The following is a 24,012-nucleotide window of genomic DNA, read 5'->3' on the forward strand; positions in this document are numbered from 1 at the left end:
GGCATTCTTTATGTTCGCCCAGCATGGGCGAACTCTAACGGGTGAAAGTCCCGAGTGCGACCTTGTAGCGGTAAGCACATAGCCAAAAGCAAGGGTGTTCATGGCGACGTGGAATCTGAAGGAAGCTCGAGGCAAACCTCCGGTCTGACGAACAGAAACCATATAGGAGGCAACGTATGAGGATAAGACTGCATAAGAAGTTAAAGTCCAATAGCTACATTAGTTTCATACGTTGTAAATATGGCAGATAGATGGAGGGAAAGAGTTCGTACCTTAACTGGGGAGGTCTCACTAGGCTATACCAAAATCTTATAGAGATATAAGACTGGATAGTGAGAAGTCAGCAGAAGCCGTAGTAGTGAAGATGTCTAATGAAAGTTAGAAGGAGCGAAGGGCTGAACAATTTTATCGTTATAGAAATCTCGATTGGAAGAGGAAATAGACCACTGGCACATAAGCGACAAAGTGGATACCGCCTTCACGAGACAGAAAGGAAATAACAAGCATGTACGAGGAAAAACTACTGGATAGAATTCTAAACAGGGATAATCTTAACCTGGCATTCAAGCAGGTGAAAAAGAATAAAGGTGCAGCTGGTGTAGATGGAATGACCGTAGAGGAATTAGGGGCATATATGGCATTAAATAAGGATGAAATCATCTCACAAATTCGCCAAAGAAAGTATCAACCCTCTCCCGTATTAAGAGTGGAGATTCCTAAGCCAAACGGCGGAGTTAGGCTCTTGGGAATACCAACGGTCAAAGACAGAGTCATCCAACAAGCAATTGCACAAGTACTTACACCCATATTTGATAGGCAATTTAGTGAATATAGTTATGGATTCAGACCACGTCGGTATGCAGAGATGGCTATAGTACAAGCTTTAGAATTTCTAAACGAGGGTCACGATTGGATTGTAGATATTGACCTAGAACGTTTCTTCGACACGGTCAACCATGATAGACTAATGAACCTTGTATCAAAAACAGTAGACGATGGTGATGTCATCTCACTAATTCGTAAGTTCTTAGTGAGTGGAGTACAAATCAACGAAGACTATAAAGAAACAGTCATAGGAACTCCGCAAGGAGGAAACTTATCACCCTTACTCAGCAATATCATGCTTAACGAGTTGGATATGGAACTTGAAAGAAGAGGTCTCCGTTTTGTTAGATATGCTGACGACTGCATTATTATGGTCAAAAGCGAGATGTCTGCGAGACGAGTGATGAGGTCAATTACGAGGTTCATAGAAGAAAAACTAGGCTTGATTGTTAATGCCAGTAAAACGAAAGTGACAAGACCAAATGACCCCTCCATGAAATTTCTAGGATTCGGTTTCTTTAAAGATTATCAAATGGATTTGTACAAAGCAAAACCACATCAAAAGTCAGTAGAAAACTTCAAGTTTAGGTTGAAACAACTAACACGGAGAAACTGGGGTGTTGATACGAAGTATCAGGTTGAAAGAATCAATCAACTAACACGAGGCTGGGTGAACTACTTTAAAATTGGCTATATGAAAACATTGTTAGGTGATATAGATTCACACATTAGAGTACGATTAAGAACTTGCATTTGGAAGAAATGGAAAACAGCCAAAAATCGCAGGAAAAATTTAATCAAACTTGGAATGAACAAACATAATGCATACCAATATAGCCATACAAGTAAAGGAGCAGTCCGCATTGCCTATTCGTGGGTGCTTACTACAACTATAACAAATAAAAGATTAGCCCAGTTTGGGCTAATCTCGTGTAGAGAACACTACATGAAAGTACATGCTTAGTATAAAATTGAACCGCCGTATACGGATCCGTACGTACGGTGGTGTGAGAGGTCGGAGGTTAATCACCTCCTCCTACTCGATTTTTGCTTCCTTATCCTCTGAAAAGCTACGTTTGATAATCACTCAAAACATATAGGAAATTATATGCGAACGAAATTAAAAACAATGCATATTGATCTCATTCAATTTTTAGTGGTACATATCTAAGTTGGGTTATTGACATCATTCATACATACTATAGGTATTTTCTGGAGAAGGTATTTTTAGTATAAACTTTTTTGGAGGTTACGTATGCATGCAGAAAATAAACAGATTAGATTAACGGCTGGGGAGATTGGTCAGCTTTGGGGTCAATACTTAAATGATACTGCAAGTACGTGTATTCTTACTTATTTTCTAGAAAAGGTTGAGGACTCTGAAATTAAGCCTATCATTCAATATGCTTTAGAAATATCGACATCACATGTTCAAAAGATTACCTCAATACTAAAAGATGAAAAATATGTAATTCCCAAAGGTTTTAATATTGAGGAGGATGCTGATTTACACGCTCCAAGACTGTATTCCGATAGTTTTGTACTAAATTTTTTAAACCAAATGTCTAAGGTAGGTCTTACCTCATATGCTGGTAGTGTTGGAACATCTGTAAGAAGTGATATTAAATCCTATTACATGGATTGCCTTAAAGAAACAATGCAGTTGTATGATAAAACAACCGAATTATTACTATCTAAGGGCTTATTTATTCGGTCCCCAAGCCTGCCAAATTTAGAAAAGGTTGAATTTGTTAAAAAGCAGAGATTTATGTTGGATGTGTTTGGAGAAAAAAGACCATTAGTTGCTACTGAGGTCGATCATTTATTTGCGAATATGCAAAGAAATGCCTTAGGGATAGCTACACTCACTGGATTTAGTCAGGTTGCAAAAGATAAGGATGTCAAACAATTCTTTTTAAAAGGTTTAGAAATTGGGACTAAACATGTTAAATTATTTAGAGGTAAGCTAGAGGAAGCTAAACTACCAGCACCAATGGGATGGGATTCAGAGATTACAAATAGTACAGCCAATACTTTTTCTGATAAGTTGATGATGTTCTTTACGAATGGGTTAATACCTTTAAGTATTGGATATTACGGTACAGCTGTTAGTTTAAGTCTTAGAGGTGATCTTGTCGCCATGTACAATAGGCTATCCTTAGAAGTTCAGATGTATGCTGAAGATGGAGCCAATATCATGATTAAAAATAAATGGTTAGAACAGCCTCCAATGGCATCGGATAGGGATGAATTAATAAGAAATAAGAAGTAATAGTAAAGTCGACATTCTGTCCTTCTGTTTTTAACAGGAAGGACATTTTTTATTGTTATCATATCTGTAGATCGGTAAGCTGATGACTGACATTTGGATTGCCTTTTCTTTTTGACTCTAGCGTTGATGAACGTTATATGGGAAATTATAGGAGTGGAAAACGATAAATCAAGGAGGACATTCGCTTATGGTTGTTGAAATTAGTAAGAAAGCAGGTCGAGAAAAGCTAAAAGCTTTTTATCTTGAACTAGAATAATCATGAGAGGCGGAAGGATATTGCTAACTTTATATATTACAAGACATGGAGAAACTGTGTGGAATACACAAAAAAGACTTCAAGGCTGGAAAGATTCAGAGCTGACAGAGAATGGTAGAACAAATGCATTACTACTAGGAAAACGGCTAAAAGAAGTAGATTTTGATGCGATCTATACAAGTCCTAGCGGGAGAACCATATCCACTACGAACTTGATTAAAGGAGAAAGAGAGATTCCTGTTTTTCTAAATGATAACTTAAGAGAAATAAATCTGGGCGACTGGGAAGGTCAAACATTATCTGACATTGAGAACAAATATCCAAATGAGTATTACGCTTATTGGAATACTCCACATGTCTATAAACCCATAAATGGGGAAAGTTTTGAAGATCTTAAAAAGAGAGTATTAGAGGCAATTCATTCAATCCAGAAAAAGCACAGTACGGGAAATGTTCTCATCGTTACGCATTCAGTTGCGATTAAAATATTATTGGCATCCTTTAAGAATGAACCAATAGAGAAACTATGGGGACCTCCTTTTATTCATGACACGAGTCTAACCATTGTCGAATTAAATGGTAATGAAAGAAACATTGTATTAGAGGGGGATATCTCACATCGGGAAATGGTTATGCAGAAAGAGAAGTGATTGAAGTGATAAGAAAAGCGATTGGTGCTATTGTTTTTCAAGGAACAAAATTTTTAATGGTACAGAAATCCCACATCACTACTCTTGAAGGTAAACAGCCAATTGAGGCGGAATGGGACTTCGTAAAAGGTGGAGTTGAAAAACATGATAAGAACTTACACGATACACTATTACGAGAATTACAAGAAGAGACGGGTTCTAATGAATATAAAATAGTAAAAGAATTGGACGCAAAGATTTGTTTTGATTTTCCAGATGATAGGCAAAATAAAATTGGGTATCAAAAACAAGAAACAACTATGTTTCTAGTAGAATTTTTAGGTGATATAAACTCCCTTATACCAAATGATCATGAAATTAGTAAAATTACGTTCATAGAAAAAGACGATGTAGTTGAACTACTCACTCATCAAGACACGAAAGATTATTTTATAAAGTATATAACAGATTGGGCAATGCATCCAAAATGATCTGCTAAACTGAATTAGGCCATTGATCTGAAGCTTGAATTGATTAAACGGTGTAGTTTGTTGTATGAAAAACATTGCCAAAACGTGTATGCCTCGTTATTATAAATAGTAGGGTTTAACCCTATCTAGCTAAAAAAGGAGTTCATATCATGATTCATCACATTCGTTTAAGATAAAAAAGGGTATAGACTTTAACCGAGACCAACACATATTTTTTAAAGAAATATGTTGTAGGTTTATTTGTCTATGCCTTTTTTCATTTATCTAATAACGAATGAATGAGGTGGCTTCTTTGTTACAAGAGAATAAGAAAATAAAAAGTGCAAGATATGTGAGCGCGTATGAAGGAATGTTCGCATGTCCAGTATGTAAAGCGTCTATGAAGGTGACTGATTATGAAAGTTTAATCTGTATAAATCACCATACGTTTGATTTTGCCAAACAAGGTTATTTGAACTTGACGACGAATGCAGTAAAGAATACGAAGTATAGTAAAGACCTTTTTGAAGCGCGAAGCAAGTTGATTACGAAAGGTGCCTTTTACCAACCATTACATGAAGCAATTTCAAATATATTAAATAAACATTTTGGCAAGTCAAAAGACAAGATTTCGATACTTGATATGGGATGTGGGGAGGGTTCACATCTTTCAACGATATGCGAGATGGTTAGGTCAAATTTTTCGGATAATGTACTAGGCGTTGGAGTGGACATTTCAAAGGAAGGGATTATGGTTGCTGCTAAAAACTATTCAAATAAGATTTGGACAGTGGCTGACCTTGCAAACACTCCATTTAAGGATCATCAGTTTGATGTGATTTTGAATATTTTATCCCCATCAAATTATGGTGAATTTAATAGATTGTTAAAACCAGACGGAATCGTCATTAAAATTGTCCCACAGAGCGGGTATTTACAAGAGCTGAGGGAACATCTTTTTCCTTTATCTGAAAAACAAACGTACTCTAATTCAGGGTCCGTGGAAAGATTTACGGAGAGTTATGAATGTGTTGATCACTCTAGACTAACCTATAAGATGAACCTACCTAAACCTTCGATTGAATGGTTGGTCAAAATGACTCCATTAACATGGTCAACATCAGAGGAACGAGTACATTCATATTTACAGAAGGATTGCATCGAAATTACGGTTGATTTTGATATATTAATAGGTAGAAATCAGATAATTAATTTGAATCCAGTAGTTAAATAGATAATTAGAAATCCTTACTTCAAAAGCGTGAAGTAAGGATTTTTTGGTTCATAATCCAAGTCAAAAATGGTTAATCGAAGATACTTTTGAAAAGAATATCTGGTATGAGTTAACATGTATATTAAGGAGTATGTGTAAAAATAAGGAGGCATCTACCATTTATGAAACCACGAATGACTGTACTTACATTGGGTGTAGATAATTTGGAAAAATCATTAGAATTCTATCGTGACGGACTGGGATTTGTGACAGAAGGGATAATAGGTACAGAGTTTGAGCATGGTGCTGTTGCCTTTTTCGACTTACAAAATGGCCTAAAGCTTGCCATTTGGAATCGTAAAGATATTGCACACGATGCAAAGATTGAGTTGACAGGACCCAGTCCTACCGAATTTACGATTGGGCATAATGTAAATAGTAAAGAGGAAGTAGATCAGGTCATGGAACAGGCAAAAAAAGCTGGAGCTACCATTACTGTCCCAGCACATGACACATTTTGGGGTGGATATTCTGGATACTTTCAAGACCCAGATGGCCATCTATGGGAAATCGTATGCAATCCACACTGGGAGATAAAAGAGTAGATGCTAAATGAAGTGCATCAAAGGAGGGCTGGAAAATGACAATTAAAAGATTAGACCATGTAGCAATCATCGTCAACGATCTCTCTGCGGTTACATCATTTTTTCTCGATATTGGACTCGAGGTAAAAGGAGAATGGGAGATGGAAGGAGATTTGATGGGATATGCAGTTGGACTCGATGACGTTAAAGTAGCGTGTGTAGGATTGGCAAGCCCAGAAGATCAGACGTGGATCGAGTTAATTAAATTTATTTCCCCTTCTAATGAATCAAAAATTCAGCAAGCCTCTGCACATACACTAGGAATTCGCCATATTGCATTTAACATTGAAGATATTGAAACGGTTGTTGCCAAACTGAAAAAGAAGGGTACGGAAATATTTAGTGAGATCCAGCAATATGAAGATAAGTATAAATTATGTTATGTTCGTGGTCCGGAGGGGATAATCTTGGAGTTGGCTGAGGATATCACATAATATACTCATACCTTAGTAAGAATTTCTTGCTCAAGCTCTAAACGAGGTGATGATGGTTATAGATTGAAGGTAAAGGAAATTCTTACTTTTTATGGTATAATTGTTAATGTATAGATCGAAGCTTGATGATTGGCTTTCATCAAAATAGAAATGAGCTATCAAATGCACTGGATATATTTAGGATTTGCCATCGTAATGATTGGATGTGGGACTTGGGGTCTGATAGCTCGTGAGAAATGGTTAGAAAAGCAATCCAATAAACTAAAAAGAGAATCAGAATGAAAAATACCTCACAAGCTGAGGTTTTTTTAATGCTCATTTATTCCTAATTGTAGTTAATTTAAATGTTATAATTATCCAAGCGTTTAGTTGCTGCGCAACTTTTGACTACTATTACACGCTACGGTTTTGTATTGAATAGACACAACTTTGAAATCCTCTCTTTTTGCTTTTTATCCACATTTTTATGAGAGCCTCATAAATTTATTAAGTTAAATATACTTTAGAACGATATTTATAAATAATGATTAGTAAAATTGAAACTCTTTTGAGTCCATAATCGTCTAATTGCAAAATTTGAAAGAAGTAGAATGGGAGGGTAGTAGATTGGACAGAGAAGAAAAGGATTACATACTAGAAAATCTAATGATTGAATATGGAAATGAGTTGGTACGATTAGCCTATTCTTATGTGAATGATACTGAGGTTGCAAAGGATATGGTTCAAAATACATTTATCAAATGTTATAAAAACCTTGATACGTTCCGCCATGAATCAAAAATCAAAACATGGCTCTATCGCATCACCATTAATGAATGTAAAGATTATTTAAGAAGCTGGAATTTCAGGATGGTACAAGTCAAAAGTTTTATTAATGAAACGACAAGATCTATTTTACCATCAACAGAAAAATCGGTAGTAGATAAGTATAACAGCGAAGAAATCAAAGAGAATATCTTTTCTCTTCCGAAAATGTATCGGGAAGTGATTTATCTATACTACTATGAATCATTAAAAACAGAGGAAATTGCGAGTGTATTAGATATTTCTGTTAATACAGTGAAAACTCGATTAAGTAGAGCAAGACAAAAACTAAAGTCAATCATTAAGGAGGCTGAATTTTATGGATGATAAACGGATGAAAGATAAGCTCAATCATATGCCTTTTCAAGAGTTAACGTTTACGAAGGAAGACCGTAAGAAAGTTTTTGAACAAATTAATAGAATCGAGAAAAGCAATTCTACACAAAAGAAATCTAAAGTTCCGTTTTCAAAACAAATCTCTGTTATTACAGCGTCTATATTGGTGGTCGGCTTATGTATTGTTTTGTTTATGCCTTCACTTCTGCAAGGAAATTTTTATAATGAGAACAACGAAAATAATGCGAGTGGGGTAGTCACAGAAAAAGAGTATTCTAGCATTCTGGTTATGGTGAAAGATGAAAATGACAGATTACCTGTTAACCTTTTACTTACGTATAGCAAAGATAAAAAGAAAATAAAGTTTCTATCGCTTCCCCGTGATACGTATTCTCCGATAGTAGATAAACATGATAAAGCCACTTCTTATGATAAATTATCACATGCTTATGTAAATAGTTTGGAGGGAGCGGAAGATGTCAAAACAACAGTATCAAAGCTTTTTGACCTCCCCATTGATTATTATGCTGTTATCGATCTAGAAAGCTTTTCAAACATGGTTGATTCAGTTAATGGTATCGAATACGAGTTACAAGAAGATATTCGAGTAAGAGCTATTTCTCAAGTGGCATTTGAATTCGTAAAGGGAAAGCAACGTTTGAATGGAGAAGAGGTTGTGGCATTATTGATGGATGCTACAGTAGAAAGTAGCTTAAATGAAGAACATCTATTAAATATCATCAGTACAGTCATCAATCAAACAATCAGCATATTGCCAGAAAGTGAATTGAAACAATTCGGAAGTAAAATAGCTGGAAATATTCCGATTGAACAATGGCTAGAGTCTAATAAAGAATTACCATCTATGCAATTCGTCTCTTTAATCGATGGAATGAAAAATAGCACAATAGATGAAACTTTCTATATTCAATTTGAAGAAGAGTTTTTACATTCTGTTACTGAAGAGTTAACCACATTTGACTAAATCAAAAATAATCAGTAGGAGTGTTAGATTTTATTTAAATGCTATTTCACTCCATTTGAGATATTTGCCTATTTATGTATAAGGTGCGTTTATCTAATAATGGATGGATGCACCTTTTGGTGGTTGGAGTTAATTATAGAATGTGGAGAATTGTTAGAGTACGAAGAAATGATTATAATGAGTAGGATGATATTAAAAGGTGTGAATTAATAGATCGATATTTCATATGAAATAATACCAGTTGAAAAAGCGTATCTATGCAAAGAGTTGTGTAACGAACTAATGGTTTTTCAAAAATCAAAGGCAACCATTTCGAAAGAATTATTTGATGAGATGAATTTTGAGACAAGGATGCTTCCTTCCATAAAAATGCGATTGACAATCAAATCGTAATTGTACGAGATGGGAATAAAATAGTTGGTTATGTGTATTCTAACATCTCTCCAAAAGAAGCCTACTCAAATGATTTTGCTACTTTTTTTGATCTTTCCTCAGTGAGTAGGGACCATGTAGGGTGTCTATCTCAGTTTTATATAAAAGAAGAATATCGACGGTATGGAATTGGTTCTAAACTCTTTGATATGTCCATGCAATGGTTGAACCAGTTCGAAGACATAGAGGATTATTTTATTTTTGTTTCGAACGGAAATGATGCTTTAGGATTTTACAAGCGGAAAGGATTTATTGTGAGCCACGACATTTTGGATGGATTCATTACAGTTTTACGAAATAAGAGGTAACGGAATAAAGGGACGTGACGGAAACATTTCTTTCGTAAGTTCAGTTCCTCTCAAAGTTGATTACCGTTTTCATTATGAATAATAACAGAAAGCAATTCTCTGTTCATCCTTCTGATTGTATGTTTTCCAACTAGGATTCGTAAAATTGAAGAACCTAAATCATTTAACACAAATAAACGCGCTACTCCGGAATGAGAATGACGCGTTTATTTTTTGTTCAAGTTCTATGAGATTGAGAGAATTAAGTATTCAATTGCTTGATTTTTCCTATATATTCCGATTGTGGGCGGAATATCGTATTGTCTTGCAGTTGCTCAATCGCGTGTGCTGTCCAACCAATGATTCTAGCAACGCTGAACGTTGGTGTGAACAATTCTGGTGGCATTTCAATCGAGCGCATGATAGCAGCAGCATAATATTCGACATTCGTATACAGCTTACGGCCTGGTTTATGTTGAGCAAGTAAATCGATGATTTCTTTTTCTGCAACTACTGCTAAATCTAACCACTCATCTTTTCCTAACATGCTCGCACATTTTTCTCTCAACAGAATGGAACGTGGATCTTCAGTTTTATAGATTCTATGTCCAAATCCCATAATTTTTTCTCCATTTCGGAGTTTCTCTTCGATAATTGGTTTGATGTTATTCTGATTTCCAATTTCCTCTAGTAAATCAATGACTCCCGAAGGTGCACCTCCATGCAAAGGGCCTTTCATGGTGCCGATGGCTGATGTGATCGCCGCGGTTAAGTCTGATTCTGTCGAAATCGTGACGCGTGCAGAAAATGTAGCTGCATTCAACCCGTGTTCCATTGTTAACTTCAAATATGTTTCAAGGGCCTCAATTTGGGAGTCGGTTGGAAGCTCACCGTTTAGCATCCATAAGTAATTCGCGACGTGCGATAAAGTCGTGCTTGGTTTAACGACAGGTAACCCTTTTTGTTTTCGGTAATGATTCGCTATGATGACTGGCATGGCACCAGTTAGAATCATCGCTTGGTCTTCGATAGGAGTATTTGAAAAAGTAGTGTGTGCGAAGGCGGAAATGGCTGTTCGGGCAGCATCCATTAATGGTACCTCTGCTGGTAAAGCATCGAGGATTGTTAGAACATGGTGAGGTAGCTGTCTACCATACATGAGTTTACTTTCAAAATCCTTTAGCTCCATTTTATTTGGTAAGACTCCGTGCCAAATGTAATAGGCGACTTCTTCAAATGTATAAGAAGGGATAAGTTCATTTACTAAAGCACCTCTGTAGCGTAATTCCCCTATATCTCCTTCGACAGAGGCGATATTCGTTTGTACGGCTACAATATCTTTTAATCCTTTTTTAAACATCATGTTATTCTCCTCCTTTTCTTCAGTATACGGTTGTTATATGATTATATAAATTAAATGTTTTCTATTAAAACAATTAGTTTTTTTAATCATATAAGGAGGAGTATTGTGGAGTTTCAATGGTTAAAAACCTTTATTGTGGCTGCAGAGACTAGAAATTTTCGTCAAGCATCCGAAAAACTGATCATTTCTCAACCAAGTGTGACCGTTCATATTCGTCAATTAGAGGAACACCTAAGTGTGAAACTTTTTGATCGCATCAATAACCGTGTTACATTGACTGATACTGGAAAACTATTTTATAAAGAGGCAAAGCAACTTGTCGAACAAATGGAAGAAAGTATTAATAGGGTTCATACATTTGCACAAGGATTTCGGAAAAACTGGACCATTGCAATATCACCACTCATGGCTGAGACGATTCTTCCCTATATTTTACGAACATTTGTAGAAAGTCATCCAGAAGTTGAAATTAGTATTCGAGTGGAAGAATCTGAGATGATTGAACAGCTCGTTGATAACGGGGACGTGCATCTAGGCATATCAGCATTAGACGCTAAACTTAAGAATATCGAGTCGATTCAAATGTATGAAGACCCGATACTTTTCGTCCAATCACCTGATACGTATGATGAAGAAAGTGGACCGCCGATTGAACCATTAGAGTTATTACAAAATGAGTATGTATTTACTCATCATCATCCCGTTTATTGGGATGACTTGCTGAATCAACTAAAAAAGCACGTGAAAAGTATCCGTACTATGAAAGTAACACAAGCACACATTGTAAAACGTTTTATTCAGGAAGGCTTAGGCATCTCGTTTTTACCACACTCCATTGTGAGACGTGAGCTCCTAGAAGGAAAACTAATGCAACCACATTTCGACCTTTTCACTCTTCCAACAGTTTCCACTTATATTCTTGTGAAAAAGAAAGGGGAACTCGAGGAAGAATTTATTCATCTAATCTCGAATTATTATTTTGGCTAATAACTGCCTACGTACAGAATTTTGTATTTAATTGTTACATCACAATAAAATCAGAGCCGAGGTAGAGAGAGTTATTTTAATAAGTGCTATTGGTAGTACTGGTAAAACCTTGAAGGCTCAAACCTTACTAGAAAAATACCTGATTCCACTTCTCTCTCTTGACCATTTGAAAATGGGCTTGTACAGGGTAGATAAGAAGTGTGGATTCTCGCCACTGGATAACACCGAATTTATTGGAGACCAACTTTGACCCATTGTAAAAGGGATCATTATCACAAATATTGAGAACAAACAACATATGATCATGGAAGGATGTTATCTATTGCCTCACTATTTGAAGGATCTTGACAGTTCCTATTCCAAAAACATCATTCCAGTATTTTTCGTTTTTTCAAAGTATTATATTGAAAAAAACTTCGAGTGAATCAAAGAAATGTGATTGAACGCTGTAAGTGGCCTGAAGAAAGGACGATGTAGGAACTTATTGAAAAACATAAAGTGTTTAGAGCACTATGCAAACAAGTGGGTGTTACGTATTTTGAAATCGATAAAGACCATGACAATGAAATTATGAAAGTCTTTACCTATATAGAGTCTGAAAAAAATGGAATTGTTATAAAGAATATATTGGACAGTGGTTTTCTAGAATGAACGTTGGTATCTTATACAAATCAATTGTATGAAGATATCGAAAGAAGAACAACCTTACCCGCTCTTTGCCGTTTTTTTTATTACTAAATCAATTAAATGCATCACAAGCACAATAAAAATCTGACAGAAGCATTAGTTTTGTCAGGTTTTTTCTATATTAAATCTAAGTTTAATAAAATAAAATAAAGAAATTTTATTATTCGGTATAAGTAAACTTTACTTTTATAAAAGAACAGTTTATAATTTAAATCAAAGAGGTGATGGTCATGAAGAATGATTTTGGTGATTCGATTTCAAATAAAGTGTATGAATACCGTGTCCTTGCCAGATTGACGCAGCAAGAATTGGCAGAGAAAGTCGGGGTTTCGAAACAAACCATCTTTGTTATGGAAAAAGGAAATTATGTTCCGACGTTGTTGTTAGCTTTTCGAATTGCTGAATTTTTTAACGTGGAAGTGACCGATATTTTTACTTATGAGAAGGGGAATGATCAAAATAATGTTTAATTTCACAGAGTTCTCGAATGCTGTTTTTCATCCATTAAAGTCCTGGGCAGAACAATCTTCTGGTAATTGGAATATTCTACTTGGAATAGGTGGGTTACTGTTAATTGGTAGTGCGATTTTTGCTTATATATTCTATAAGAAGATTGGTCCAAGCGATGAACGCACAGATAATATCTTTTTGAAAAGCAGTTACTTTGTCCTAGTGGCAATTGTTCTGTGTGACATTATTTTTCCGAAAGAATATATGTGGAATATATTTTTCTTGTACAAATATGCACTGGCATTTTTAGCTGGCGGCATTTATTTGGCCATTCGTTATCAGAAGGACTTCACATAAGAAAATTCTTAGAATTAGCCATGGTTGAGGATGTAAGTTTTAAGCCTCTCACCCATGGCTGAATTTGATTTGAGTTCTATAGGATAAGAGAAAAAATTGGGAAAGAATGATAGAAGAAATGGAGGTGTATAAAAATTAAAATAAAAATTAAAAAGCGGTCACCCAAAACAGTTTTTATCCTTCTGTTTTTCCTGTTAGTACTGTCAATTTACGGATATCATCAACTAGTGAGAGTACCTGATTATATAAAAGTCCCCCTTGAAATCAAGGCGGATTTTTTATCAGAGTCATACTTTACTGAACTCTCTGAGCAGTATGATGAAATTCGTTCCGAGCATCGAAAATGGTACATCTTTGATTCATCCACGGCCATAGCATCACACGCAATCCTAACACAAATGATGGATGATTTGATGGAAAATCAAAAGCGTTTGATTGGTCATACACAATTTGACTTGTTTTTTGAAACATTTGATCAATATGTTAAACAACTCCCTTATCTAACGAATGAGATTCATTATTTTCGCAATGTATTAAATCAATATGGAGAAGCTCCTGTACAATTAGAGGAAATGCTTGAATTAGTAGCATGTGGTAAGTGGCAGTTATTCAGTGCTAGATATCATCGCTATGAAGTAAGTGAATATGACGCTGCTTATAATGTGAAGTTTATCTCATCAGATGGTCGATTTGAAGTTGTCTATCACACTGGTACAGGTCAGTTGGTCAATGACCCAGTAAATATGGGTACATATAATTATGCGCCTGGAAGTTTCCTTCTATGGAAGTATTATCAGCACCATAAATACGATAAAGTTCCTTGGAAGAAATGGGGCAATACGAATCAACTATCATACAAGGAAATTATAAATAGGGAGTCAAGGCATGGCTCTACGGAACAAAAGAAGAGTACAGAGGAACTCAAAAATATAATCAAAAACAAGATGTCAGATTCACAGAAGTGTCCATAAAAGCCAACCTGGATGTATTAAAAAACTAAAATTATAATGTTAAAAATTGCCGTTATACGAAGGGTAGACGAATCCATCGTACTCAATCATTTATCAGCAACTCCTGTCTTGAAATACCATATATGAAGAGAATGTTTTTTTATTGTAGAAAAGTTGTCATGATTAATACATTAAATTGTCAAAAATATTACACTAGTATAATATTGTGTAGGTTTATAATAAGGGTATGACATACATAAGGAGGATTTACATATGAAAGGTTGGCAATTTGTTGATACGAATGAACCATTACAATTAGTAGAAAAAGAGGATCCTAAAGCTGTACCAGGTAAAGTTGTTATAGACGTAAAAGTAGGAGGACTTTGTCACTCTGATGTAGGTGTATTACGAGATCCAGGTTGGAAAGCGTTACTAGGTGAATTACCTGTCATTATGGGACATGAAGTAGCGGGTGTGATTAGTGAAGTGGGTGAAGGTGTTACGGACTATCAAGTGGGTGACAGAGTAGCGATTTGTCCAACTGGCCCAAGTAAAACAGCTCCAGGATATGCATATGACGGGGGCTTTGGTACAAAAGTGTTAGCACCAGCTGAAGACTTAGTTCGAGTTCCTGAAGGCGTATCATTTGCTCAAGCAGCTGCTGGTACCGATGCAGGCATGACTTCCTATCATGCTACTTTTACAAAAGGTGGAGTAAAAGAGGGCATGACAGTTGGAATGATTGGTATCGGTGGATTAGGACAAATTGCTTTAGAAGCGGCTGTCGCAAAAGGAGCGACCGTTTATGCCGTTGATTTAAATCCAAATGCACGTGAATTAGCGAAAAGTCTAGGAGCAGCGGGGACTTTTGAAAATGTTAAAGAAATTGCCCAATTTGAACCAGAAGTGATTATCGATTTTGCTGGCTTTGATGTAACAACTAGGGAAGCCTTAGAATCGATTGGTTTCCAAGGGAAAGTAGTCCTTGTCGGTATGGGGAAACTCGAAACAACTCTTAATGTGACCTCATTAATTACGAAACAAGCTACACTTGTTGGAAGTAACGGGGGTACCAAACAAGATATTGAAGAAATCTATGAATTATTTGCTAGCGGTAAGGTCAATCCAAAAATCACTGAAATCACATTTGATGAAATTCCAGAAGGTATCCAGAAATTAGAAGATAACCAAGTAACTGGCCGATTAGTAGCAAATATGGAAAAATAAGACTTAAAAAACCTAAGAAGTAGGCGTAAGATGCCTGTTTTTTAGGTTTTTTTGTATGTAGAGATCCAATCTTACATTAGTGATCATCAAGTTTTGTTGTATTATTTTGCTAAAGTGGAAAATATTTTACTACTTTTGATCAAAAATGTGACAAATTATTTGATAATTTTGTACAATGAAGATAGTAGTATGCCTAATATATTAACAGTTCTCACTCTTAGTGGAATTTTTCATGTTTGTTAATAATGTAAAAATTTGAATCGAAAAATAACGGGGAATAGAAATGGAAATCAAACTTGCAAATGTATCCGATGCACCAATCATACACGAGCTCATGATTAAAGCTTTTTCAAAATATAAAGATGTAGTGCCAACATCAAGTGCATTAGAGGAAACTGTTGAATCAGTCACAACAGCTTTAATGGAGCAGGAGATGGGTGCCATTGCTTATGTGGAGGAACAGCCGGTTGGAATGGTTCGTTTTACAATCAGTGAAGATGAGCTTTATTTTTTTCGATTATCAGTGATTCCTGAAAAACAAGGTCAGGGGATTGCGAAAAAACTAGTAAACTACCTTGAAAAGTATGCAAAAAACAAAGGAATTCCTACATTGAAGTGTAAGGTTCGTATGATGCTACCAAAGAACATACACTTATATCATTCGATTGAATTCAGAGTTAGTGGTGAGGAAATCGTACATAAGCCAAATGGATTAGAATTAAAAGTTGTCACGATGATGAAATGGATTTAAAGAAGATAAATTGGGTACATAAACGTATAAATCAAGGATCTCAAATAATAGTACAGTATGAACAGGGATAAAAACTCACGAGTCTCGTGTCATAGATAGTTTTCTTTTTTTGTAAACTTTACATATGAATATGTAAACATTTGTTATAATGCTTTGGATCAAACTTGACTTTTCGAGATCCGAGAACAAGTTCATTTTTTAAACAAATGATAGATACATAGATTCTTACACGATTCAGTTGGTTATAGTTTGTTAGGTAAGCGATTACTATTTTCGTTTTCTTAATAGACTTATTTAGTATTTATCAGAGGATTATTCAATACGTGCTTCATGAATATCATCAATGCGTCGGGGGTAGGAAGATTGAAACAATCAAAATTATGGACAAAAGATTTTATCATCATGTTTTTTACGACCTTTTTCATTACATTAGTATATTTCTTGTTAGTTACAACTATGGCTGTTTATGCCATCGAACAATTTAAGGCATCTGAAAGTATGGCCGGTCTTGCCGCTAGTATTTTTGTAATCGGAGCCGTTTTTTCTCGGATTTTGATAGGAAGGTATCTCGATACAATTGGACGTAAGAAAGTATTATTAGTAGGGGTATTATTATTTTTTGTACCAACTTTACTTTATTTCATGGTCACAAATATGTATCTATTACTAATCGTACGGTTGATTCATGGTGCTGCATTCGGCATAGCTACAACAGCCTTAGCCACCGCCGTAATCGATGTGATCCCGAAGGAACGCCGTGGAGAGGGAATTGGTTACTTTTTTTTAAGCCATACATTAGCAACGTCAACTGGTCCATTCCTTGGCCTATTTTTAAATCAACATGCCGATTTCACTACGATTTTTATTGTATGTAGTCTTCTAGCTAGTGCGAGTGTTATCATCCCATTATTTGCTAGGATTCCAGAGTCAGACATGACTGAGGAACAGCGTAATTCAATGAAGGGGTTAAAATTATCAAATTTCATTGAGAAAAAGGCATTACCGATGTCTTTCTTGATTGCAATTATGGGATTTATTTATTCAGGAATTTTGACGTTTATGACTCCTTATGCAACGGAAATTAATTTACTAGGAGCAGCGAGCTTTTTCTTTCTTGTGTATTCGATTGTACTCTTAATCTCAAGACCTCTAACTGGTAAATTACTAGATAAAAAAGGAGATAATATTGTTGTATATCCATCGATCATTTCGTATGCTCTAGGTCTCTTACTTCTTAGTCAGTCTTATAATGGTTTTATTTTTCTCTTATCAAGTGTGTTCATTGCACTAGGATTTGGGACGATGCAGTCTAGCTTTCAGACCATCGCCATTAAAGTATCTCCAAAGCACAGGATTGGACTTGCAACGTCTACTTTTCTCATTTGTTGTGATTTTGGAGTAGGCATAGGCCCGTTTCTACTCGGTGGAATTATTCCATTGTTAGGATTCCGCGGATTATATCTAGCGTTAGCCTTTGTACTTTTCATGTGTATCTTTTTATATTATTCTTTACATGGGAAAAAAGCAGCCAATCAAAAAGTATATACAAAAGCGAGCTAGAATCAGTCCAGTAGTAGAAATTAAAAACTTATCAATAAAAAGGAGATATATCAAGAATGATTACACCTATTTTTCGAATTTTTGATATTGAAAAAGCACACTCATTTTACATCGATTATTTAGGGTTTAAATTGGATTGGGAACACCAGTATTCAGAGGATTTTCCTGTTTATTTTCAAGTGTCAATGAACGATGCTGTCCTTCATTTATCCGAGCATCATGGCGATTCCACTCCTGGAAGTGCAATTCGTATTAAATTACAGGATCTTAAAAGCCATCATGCTTCATTGTCGGAGAAGGGCTATAAATACGCAAATCCAGCTATTGAGAAGACCCCTTGGAACACAATGGAAGTCACCGTAACGGACCCTTTCTCAAATAGGATTATATTTTATGAAGAAGTAGAAACAAATAGCTAAATAGGTGAGACTCTACTGCTGGAATTCTATATTTATTAACAATCGGAGGGGGATACATTCCCCCACTAAATGGATTAATTATTTAGTCAGTCCTAAAATTAACTCTTTATAGATTTCGAAGAATGCAAAGTAGTATTTTTTGTAGACATATTCATCTGTTTTATGCGCCATTTTAGTTTCGCCTGGGCCAAACATCATGAATGGGAAGTTCTCATCTTTATCTCGTAATAAGTTTGAAGCATCGGTCACTCCTGGTGAACCTTTCACAGCGATTTCTAGACCTACATGTTTTTTACCGAGCTCTTTAGCTAAGGCAATCATGTTGGACTTTCCTGTAGTGAAAACACTTGGTAACGACATGGTCACTTCAACCTGAATCGTAGAACCTTCTTCATTGTATTTAGCTGCAGTTGTCTTGAAATAGTCAATGACTTCATCGTTATCAAACTCTGGAATCGTACGCACGTTTATCTCAGCTACTGCTTTTTCTGGAACAGAGTTTACCTGATTTCCAGCATTCAAAATCGTTGTACTCATCACTAATTTACCTAACACTTCATTTTGCCGCTGGTCGTTATTCAAATGTTCGTCTACTTCTAATAGAAATTTCATTAATGGGTTGATTGCATTATATCCTTGGTCAGGCATTGAGCTATGTGCTGCTTCACCTATAGACGTTACACGTAAGTTAAGCGAACCTTTATGAGAGTAGATAATCGTGTCATGAGATGGTTCCGCGACCCATAAATAATCTACGTCATCCATATAGCCTTCTTCGTATAATTTTTTAGAACCTGCTCCACCAACTTCTTCATCAGTTGTTGCCATAAAACGGACGGTCTCATTTTTTAGTTCATTATTTTCTTTCAGTTCAATCATCACTAGGGCAAGGTTTAGTAAGCCTGCTTTCATATCATTAGTTCCACGTCCGTATAATTTTCCGTCCCTTTCTGTTAACGTAAACGGATCTGAAGTCCACTCACTTTCATCGCCAGGGGAAACGACATCCATATGACCAGAAATGCCAATAACTGGACTTCCACTCCCGATTTCAGCCACTAGATTGACACGAGTGTCCGTAACAGGCACAATTTTAGATTCGATGCCGTATTCAGAAAATAGATCTTTCAAGTAATTCGCCACTTCAATTTCGTATTCATTAACAGATTTAATCGCGATAATGTCAGACAAAATCTTTATTTTTTCTTCTTCTGTAAAATGTTTCAACCTTTAATCCCTCCGTCTGTAATACCTGAGTAAGAATATAACAGTATTATACCCAAATGGTATAATCACTTCAGGATTTTTATTTTTAACTTGATTGATTAAAGAGTGTTGCTAGGAGTAAGCAACCGTTTTTCTAGTTAAAATAGAATAAAAGAGGAGGATGACTTATGCACTCAATACATAAAATAGGACAGTATTTTTGGTATATCACCCCAATCTCGGTTACTGACAGACCAATACTAGGCATGGTAGTGGGTAATCAAAAGACATTAATGATTGATGCAGGCAATTCGGAGGATCATGCAGAATACTTTATAAAAGAGACACTTAAAGGTGAGAAACCTGATATTGTCGTTCTGACTCATTGGCATTGGGACCATATCTTTGGGCTTTCTGCGTTGCCTCATTCCATTTCACTTGCAAATACAATGACAAAAAAAGAAATGGAGAAGCTAATCCCATATTCTTGGTCGGATGAAGCGATAGATGCACGAGTAAAGGAAGGGGCGGAAATCGAATTTTGCGCCAAAGCTATTAAGAATGAATTTACTGAACACCGTAATATTAACATTGTCTTGCCAGATATAACGTTTGAAGACCGAGTGGAAATTGATCTTGGTGGCGTAACTTGTATCGTACAACATGTTGGAGGAGATCATGCGCAAGATTCGGTGATTGTGTATATCAAAGAAGATAGAATCCTTTTTCTTGCTGACTGTATTTATCCTCTTATGTATGCTGAAAAAGATCACTATACGACCAAGGAAACTCTTCGGTTATTAGATAAATTAGAAACATTTGATGCAGATACATACATCCCTTCGCATCAACAGCCGATTTCGAAAGAAGAGTTTAGAAAGGAAGTAACAAAGCTTAAGACGATTGCGACATATACGGACCGTTTCGATGGAGACAAACAAAAAATTACGAGTGAATACAAACGCTTTGTAAAGAGGGAACTTACTGAAGATGAAGTAGAAACCATCACGTATTTTGTAAATGGTTATTAAGATAGTGATTAATTTCAATTTGATATGAAAAGGGCAGTGGAAGATTCCACTGCCTCTTTTGAAGAGAGATCAGACCTTCAGTTATTTTTACTTATATCAACTGCTATAGGTCATCATTTTCAAGTGAGTCTTATAAAATTAAACCAACGATAATGCCTGAGAGAATGCTCACAAGTGTCGCCCCATATAACAGTTTCAAGCCGAAACGTGCAACAACATTCCCTTGTTTTTCATTCAAACCTTTAACTGCACCAGTAATAATCCCAATAGAGGAGAAGTTAGCGAAGGAAACGAGAAAGACAGATAAAATTCCCATCGTACGTTCACTAAACGGATAGTCGCCTCCAGATAAATCCAACATGGCAACAAATTCATTCGTGACTAGCTTGATCGCCATAACTCCCCCAGCACTCACCGTCTCTGATAAAGGTATTCCCATAATAAAAGCAAATGGTGCAAAGAGGTAACCTAATAGTTGTTGGAAAGAAATATTAAATAGATACAAGAATAGCTCATTTATAGCTGTCATCAAGGCAATGAAACCAATTAGCATTGCACCTACGACCACCGCAACTTTAAAACCGTCAAGGATATACTCCCCGAGCATTTCAAAGAAGGATTGTTTTTCTGTTTCTTGTATTTCTAAAATATCTTCATGTGGGTCTACCTCGTACGGATTAATAATAGATGCGATGATAAAACCACCAAATAAATTTAAAACGAGTGCTGTAACAACATATCTGGGCTCAATCATTGTCATATAAGCACCCACAATGGAAATGGATACAGTTGACATTGCCGAAGCACACAGTGTATACATACGCTGCTTTGAAATCAGATCGAGTTGTTTTTTTAAAGTAATAAATACCTCAGATTGTCCAACCATTAAGGATGCAACTGCATTATAGGATTCAAGTTTACCCATGCCATTTACTTTACTTAATATCCATCCAATACCCCTCATAAAAACTGGCAGTATTTTTAAATGTTGAAGAATCCCGATCAATGCAGAAATAAAAACAATCGGTAGTAATACTGTTAGAAAAAATGGAGCTTCTCCTTCGTTTGCCATGCCGCCAAATACAAAGGAAATCCCTTCGTTTGCGTATTCAAGCAGTACACTAAAAAATGTAGAAATGCCCTTAATTATAATGAGTCCAACCTCGGTATTTAACAAAAACAAGGCTAAAATAATTTGAACGACAATCATTGTAATAACGGGTTTAAATTTTACTTCTTTTCGATTGGAACTTGCGATCCAAGCTAAATATAATACAATGAAAATACCAAAAATAGAAATAACAAATTGCATGTAATACCTCCTGATGAATGATGCCAAATGTGTCTACTAGATGGTTAAAAAACTGCCAGATTACTACTATATCTCTAAGTTTTACTATTGTCGATATTTTGCCCAATCTTTTTTTATAAATTGAGTTTTCATTTGTTGATGGAGAAAAGTTGAATCAGTAAATACTCTGTGGAAGAATCTGAGATTTGCTATTCAATGATTAATCTGTTATTCTAAGAAAGAATTATTTTTGTTCTATTTCAGATTGAGAATAGATTTTGTTTTTCGTCTAAGGTATTTGAGCAAGGATAGTAACACATTGTGTGGGCATCCACACCAGGAGGTAACAATTATGGAACAAGGTACAGTTAAGTGGTTTAATGCAGAAAAAGGTTTTGGATTTATCGAGCGTGAAGCAGGAGAAGACGTATTCGTACATTTCTCAGCAATCCAAGGCGAAGGTTTCAAATCTTTAGACGAAGGTCAAAGTGTAACGTTTGAAATCGAACAAGGACAACGTGGCCCACAAGCTACAAACGTTCAAAAAGCATAATAATTTATAGAAAAGATCCTACTTGTAGGGTCTTTTTTATTTTGGCTCTATAATATTTGTTGGGGTTTAAACAAAATTTTGTGTGCATAAAAAAACACGCAAACTCCACATTCTTTTATACTTGAATTGTCTAGAAACAAGTCTAAAGAATGGAGTTGCGTGTATATGGATTTTACCATGATTATTCCTGGATTAAAAGGGTCTATCCTAACCAATGTTGAAGAAGTGGGCGAAGTTATCCGCCTGTACGTTGAAATGGAGCGAAAAGTACATCGGTGCCCTAAATGTAATCAAAGGACGAGTAAAATTCATGACTATCGTATACAAAAAATTCAACACTTAAAGTGGTTTGAAAGAAAAACCCAAATCTTTTATAAGCGTAGACGATATGTCTGTGAATGTGGGAAACGTTTTTCAGAGAAAAATCCTTTTGTCATGCGTTATCAACGTACCTCAATAGAATGGAATCAAGCTATATCAATTAAAGCGATTAAAGGAAAAACATTTAAGGAAACAGCTGAAATCTACGGGTGTTCATCTTCAACCATTATACGTCGATTCGATCAAATTTCACGAAGTGAAATTCGTCCGGTGGAAGAATTACCTACAGTTATAGCTATTGATGAATACAAGGGTGATACCCGCGAAGGGAAATACCAGTTAATCATTGCGAATGGGATAACAAAAGAACCGATTGATATTCTACCAAATCGTTATAAACGTACGATAAAAGACTACTTAAGAAAGCACGGATCTAGAGTGCAAATAATCATAATGGATATGAATCATTCCTTTAAAGCAGCCGTTCAAGAGGCATTGGGTAAACCTGTTATTGTAGCTGATAGATTTCATTTTTGTCGTTACATCTATTGGGGGCTTGATGGAGTAAGACGTCGAGTACAAAACCAATTTCATGGCTACGACCGTAAAAAGTGTAAACGTATGAAACATGTCTTTCATAAAGACTGCCAACGCTTAACTAAGGATGAGAAATGGCATTTAAATCGTTACTTGGAGATGTCGAATGAACTCAAACAAGCATATGAAATTAAAGAGGCATATCGTTCTTGGTTTTTACGTGCCAAAGAAAACGGAAAAAACAGTATCAGTTTGGTTAAAAAGGAATTGGAAGAACTATATAAGTTAATTGAGGATTCAAAGATACCTGAAATGATTAAAGCAATAAAGACCATACAAAATTGGCAAGTTGAAGTATTAAATAGTTTTGCCTATGAATATTCAAATGGGTTTTTAGAGGGAATTAATAATTCAACCAAAGTTCTAAAGAGAAATGCTTATGGATTTAGAGTTTTTGAACGCTTTAGGGCGAAGATTTTATTAACACACAAGTATAAAAGAATTGGGGTACATATTGGTTAACCGAGTTGGTGTGATTCTCCTCTATAAAAAATGATGAATGGTACCATCCATCATTTTTTATAGAGGCCACCAAGCGTAGCGCGGTAGCCTAAAACCCCAACATTTGATTTAGAACCTTTATTTTTGCATATTTTTAATATATGGTTACAAGATACTTGGGTAACGGAATTTAAAAAGAATAAGACTAACCAGAAAGCTAACACAAAAAAGTAT

General features: G+C 35.6%; 24 protein-coding genes. 21 read left to right on the top strand and 3 right to left on the bottom strand.

The genetic code is table 11. From position 1 onward, the window contains the following. The first annotated feature begins 505 nt into the window (after positions 1-505). The 10 genes from ltrA (at position 506) to ACWPVE_RS19320 (ending at position 9,608) form a co-directional block, all read left to right on the top strand. Positions 506-1,789 (top strand): group II intron reverse transcriptase/maturase, encoded by a 1,284-nt coding sequence (gene ltrA / locus ACWPVE_RS19275; RefSeq protein ID WP_453990256.1) that lies wholly within the window; start codon positions 506-508, stop codon positions 1,787-1,789. 291 nt (positions 1,790-2,080) lie between these two features. Then, on the top strand, positions 2,081-3,097 hold the full coding sequence (locus ACWPVE_RS19280) for a DUF3231 family protein (RefSeq protein ID WP_453996195.1): 1,017 nt from the start codon (positions 2,081-2,083) through the stop codon (positions 3,095-3,097). Between the two features lie 276 nt (positions 3,098-3,373). Further along, on the top strand, positions 3,374-4,003 hold the full coding sequence (locus tag ACWPVE_RS19285) for a histidine phosphatase family protein (protein ID WP_453996197.1): 630 nt from the start codon (positions 3,374-3,376) through the stop codon (positions 4,001-4,003). 5 nt (positions 4,004-4,008) lie between these two features. Beyond that, positions 4,009-4,473 carry an NUDIX hydrolase gene (locus ACWPVE_RS19290; protein ID WP_453996199.1) on the top strand — a complete coding sequence of 155 codons (465 nt, stop codon included), beginning with the start codon at positions 4,009-4,011 and terminating at the stop codon, positions 4,471-4,473. 292 nt (positions 4,474-4,765) lie between these two features. Next, the gene (locus ACWPVE_RS19295; RefSeq protein ID WP_453996201.1) at positions 4,766-5,686 is read left to right on the top strand and encodes a putative RNA methyltransferase; all 921 of its coding nucleotides are present in this window, start codon (positions 4,766-4,768) and stop codon (positions 5,684-5,686) included. Between the two features lie 161 nt (positions 5,687-5,847). Further along, positions 5,848-6,270: a VOC family protein gene (locus tag ACWPVE_RS19300; RefSeq protein ID WP_453996203.1), complete on the top strand. Its 423-nt coding sequence runs from the start codon at positions 5,848-5,850 to the stop codon at positions 6,268-6,270. A 35-nt stretch (positions 6,271-6,305) separates the two neighbouring features. Then, positions 6,306-6,743: a VOC family protein gene (locus ACWPVE_RS19305; RefSeq protein WP_453996205.1), complete on the top strand. Its 438-nt coding sequence runs from the start codon at positions 6,306-6,308 to the stop codon at positions 6,741-6,743. A gap of 606 nt (positions 6,744-7,349) precedes the next feature. Then, positions 7,350-7,874 (top strand): sigma-70 family RNA polymerase sigma factor, encoded by a 525-nt coding sequence (locus ACWPVE_RS19310; protein WP_453996207.1) that lies wholly within the window; start codon positions 7,350-7,352, stop codon positions 7,872-7,874. Continuing rightward, positions 7,867-8,868 (top strand): LCP family protein, encoded by a 1,002-nt coding sequence (locus ACWPVE_RS19315; RefSeq protein WP_453996209.1) that lies wholly within the window; start codon positions 7,867-7,869, stop codon positions 8,866-8,868. Before ACWPVE_RS19310 ends, ACWPVE_RS19315 begins: the two co-directional genes overlap by 8 nt. Before the next feature lie 425 nt (positions 8,869-9,293). Then, on the top strand, positions 9,294-9,608 hold the full coding sequence (locus tag ACWPVE_RS19320) for a GNAT family N-acetyltransferase (RefSeq protein WP_453996211.1): 315 nt from the start codon (positions 9,294-9,296) through the stop codon (positions 9,606-9,608). 241 nt (positions 9,609-9,849) lie between these two features. Here the strand turns inward: ACWPVE_RS19320 and ACWPVE_RS19325 are convergent, their stop codons facing one another. Continuing rightward, positions 9,850-10,947, bottom strand: a complete 1,098-nt coding sequence (locus ACWPVE_RS19325; RefSeq protein WP_453997645.1) for a citrate synthase/methylcitrate synthase — start codon at positions 10,945-10,947, stop codon at positions 9,850-9,852. A gap of 108 nt (positions 10,948-11,055) precedes the next feature. On the opposite strand from ACWPVE_RS19325, the gene ACWPVE_RS19330 reads away from it, so the two are divergent. The 8 genes from ACWPVE_RS19330 (at position 11,056) to ACWPVE_RS19365 (ending at position 18,338) form a co-directional block, all read left to right on the top strand. Further along, positions 11,056-11,937 carry a LysR family transcriptional regulator gene (locus ACWPVE_RS19330; RefSeq protein WP_453996213.1) on the top strand — a complete coding sequence of 294 codons (882 nt, stop codon included), beginning with the start codon at positions 11,056-11,058 and terminating at the stop codon, positions 11,935-11,937. A 917-nt stretch (positions 11,938-12,854) separates the two neighbouring features. Continuing rightward, positions 12,855-13,094 carry a helix-turn-helix transcriptional regulator gene (locus ACWPVE_RS19335; protein WP_453996215.1) on the top strand — a complete coding sequence of 80 codons (240 nt, stop codon included), beginning with the start codon at positions 12,855-12,857 and terminating at the stop codon, positions 13,092-13,094. Beyond that, positions 13,075-13,431, top strand: a complete 357-nt coding sequence (locus ACWPVE_RS19340) for a DUF2178 domain-containing protein (RefSeq protein WP_453996217.1) — start codon at positions 13,075-13,077, stop codon at positions 13,429-13,431. The genes ACWPVE_RS19335 and ACWPVE_RS19340 overlap by 20 nt, the downstream gene beginning before the upstream one ends. Positions 13,432-13,658: 227 nt before the next feature. Continuing rightward, positions 13,659-14,402, top strand: coding sequence for a hypothetical protein (locus ACWPVE_RS19345; protein WP_453996219.1), 744 nt, complete (start codon positions 13,659-13,661; stop codon positions 14,400-14,402). Positions 14,403-14,654: 252 nt separating this feature from the next. Continuing rightward, positions 14,655-15,608, top strand: a complete 954-nt coding sequence (locus ACWPVE_RS19350) for a zinc-binding dehydrogenase (RefSeq protein WP_453996221.1) — start codon at positions 14,655-14,657, stop codon at positions 15,606-15,608. Between the two features lie 283 nt (positions 15,609-15,891). Beyond that, entirely contained in the window at positions 15,892-16,359 is a 468-nt protein-coding gene (locus ACWPVE_RS19355) for a GNAT family N-acetyltransferase (RefSeq protein ID WP_453996223.1), read from the top strand. Positions 16,360-16,722: 363 nt separating this feature from the next. After that, positions 16,723-17,919 carry an MFS transporter gene (locus ACWPVE_RS19360; protein WP_453996225.1) on the top strand — a complete coding sequence of 399 codons (1,197 nt, stop codon included), beginning with the start codon at positions 16,723-16,725 and terminating at the stop codon, positions 17,917-17,919. A gap of 56 nt (positions 17,920-17,975) precedes the next feature. Continuing rightward, positions 17,976-18,338, top strand: coding sequence for a glyoxalase superfamily protein (locus tag ACWPVE_RS19365; protein WP_453996227.1), 363 nt, complete (start codon positions 17,976-17,978; stop codon positions 18,336-18,338). Positions 18,339-18,416: 78 nt separating this feature from the next. On the opposite strand, the gene ACWPVE_RS19370 is transcribed toward ACWPVE_RS19365, so the two are convergent. Further along, positions 18,417-19,565 carry an ArgE/DapE family deacylase gene (locus ACWPVE_RS19370; RefSeq protein ID WP_453996229.1) on the bottom strand — a complete coding sequence of 383 codons (1,149 nt, stop codon included), beginning with the start codon at positions 19,563-19,565 and terminating at the stop codon, positions 18,417-18,419. Positions 19,566-19,732: 167 nt separating this feature from the next. Between ACWPVE_RS19370 and ACWPVE_RS19375 the strand changes: the two genes are divergently transcribed. Beyond that, positions 19,733-20,575, top strand: coding sequence for an MBL fold metallo-hydrolase (locus tag ACWPVE_RS19375; RefSeq protein ID WP_453996231.1), 843 nt, complete (start codon positions 19,733-19,735; stop codon positions 20,573-20,575). A gap of 130 nt (positions 20,576-20,705) precedes the next feature. Here ACWPVE_RS19375 and ACWPVE_RS19380 read toward each other — a convergent pair whose 3' ends face one another. Next, positions 20,706-21,887 (bottom strand): NupC/NupG family nucleoside CNT transporter, encoded by a 1,182-nt coding sequence (locus ACWPVE_RS19380; protein WP_453996233.1) that lies wholly within the window; start codon positions 21,885-21,887, stop codon positions 20,706-20,708. Between the two features lie 331 nt (positions 21,888-22,218). Here ACWPVE_RS19380 and ACWPVE_RS19385 point away from each other — a divergent pair, with 331 nt between their 5' ends. Together ACWPVE_RS19385 and ACWPVE_RS19390 are read left to right on the top strand one after the other, a co-directional pair. Beyond that, positions 22,219-22,419 carry a cold-shock protein gene (locus ACWPVE_RS19385; protein WP_453996235.1) on the top strand — a complete coding sequence of 67 codons (201 nt, stop codon included), beginning with the start codon at positions 22,219-22,221 and terminating at the stop codon, positions 22,417-22,419. A 159-nt stretch (positions 22,420-22,578) separates the two neighbouring features. After that, positions 22,579-23,799 (top strand): ISL3 family transposase, encoded by a 1,221-nt coding sequence (locus tag ACWPVE_RS19390; protein WP_453991688.1) that lies wholly within the window; start codon positions 22,579-22,581, stop codon positions 23,797-23,799. The last annotated feature ends 213 nt before the right edge of the window (positions 23,800-24,012 follow it).

It is taken from the genome of Bacillus nitroreducens (assembly GCF_964021195.1).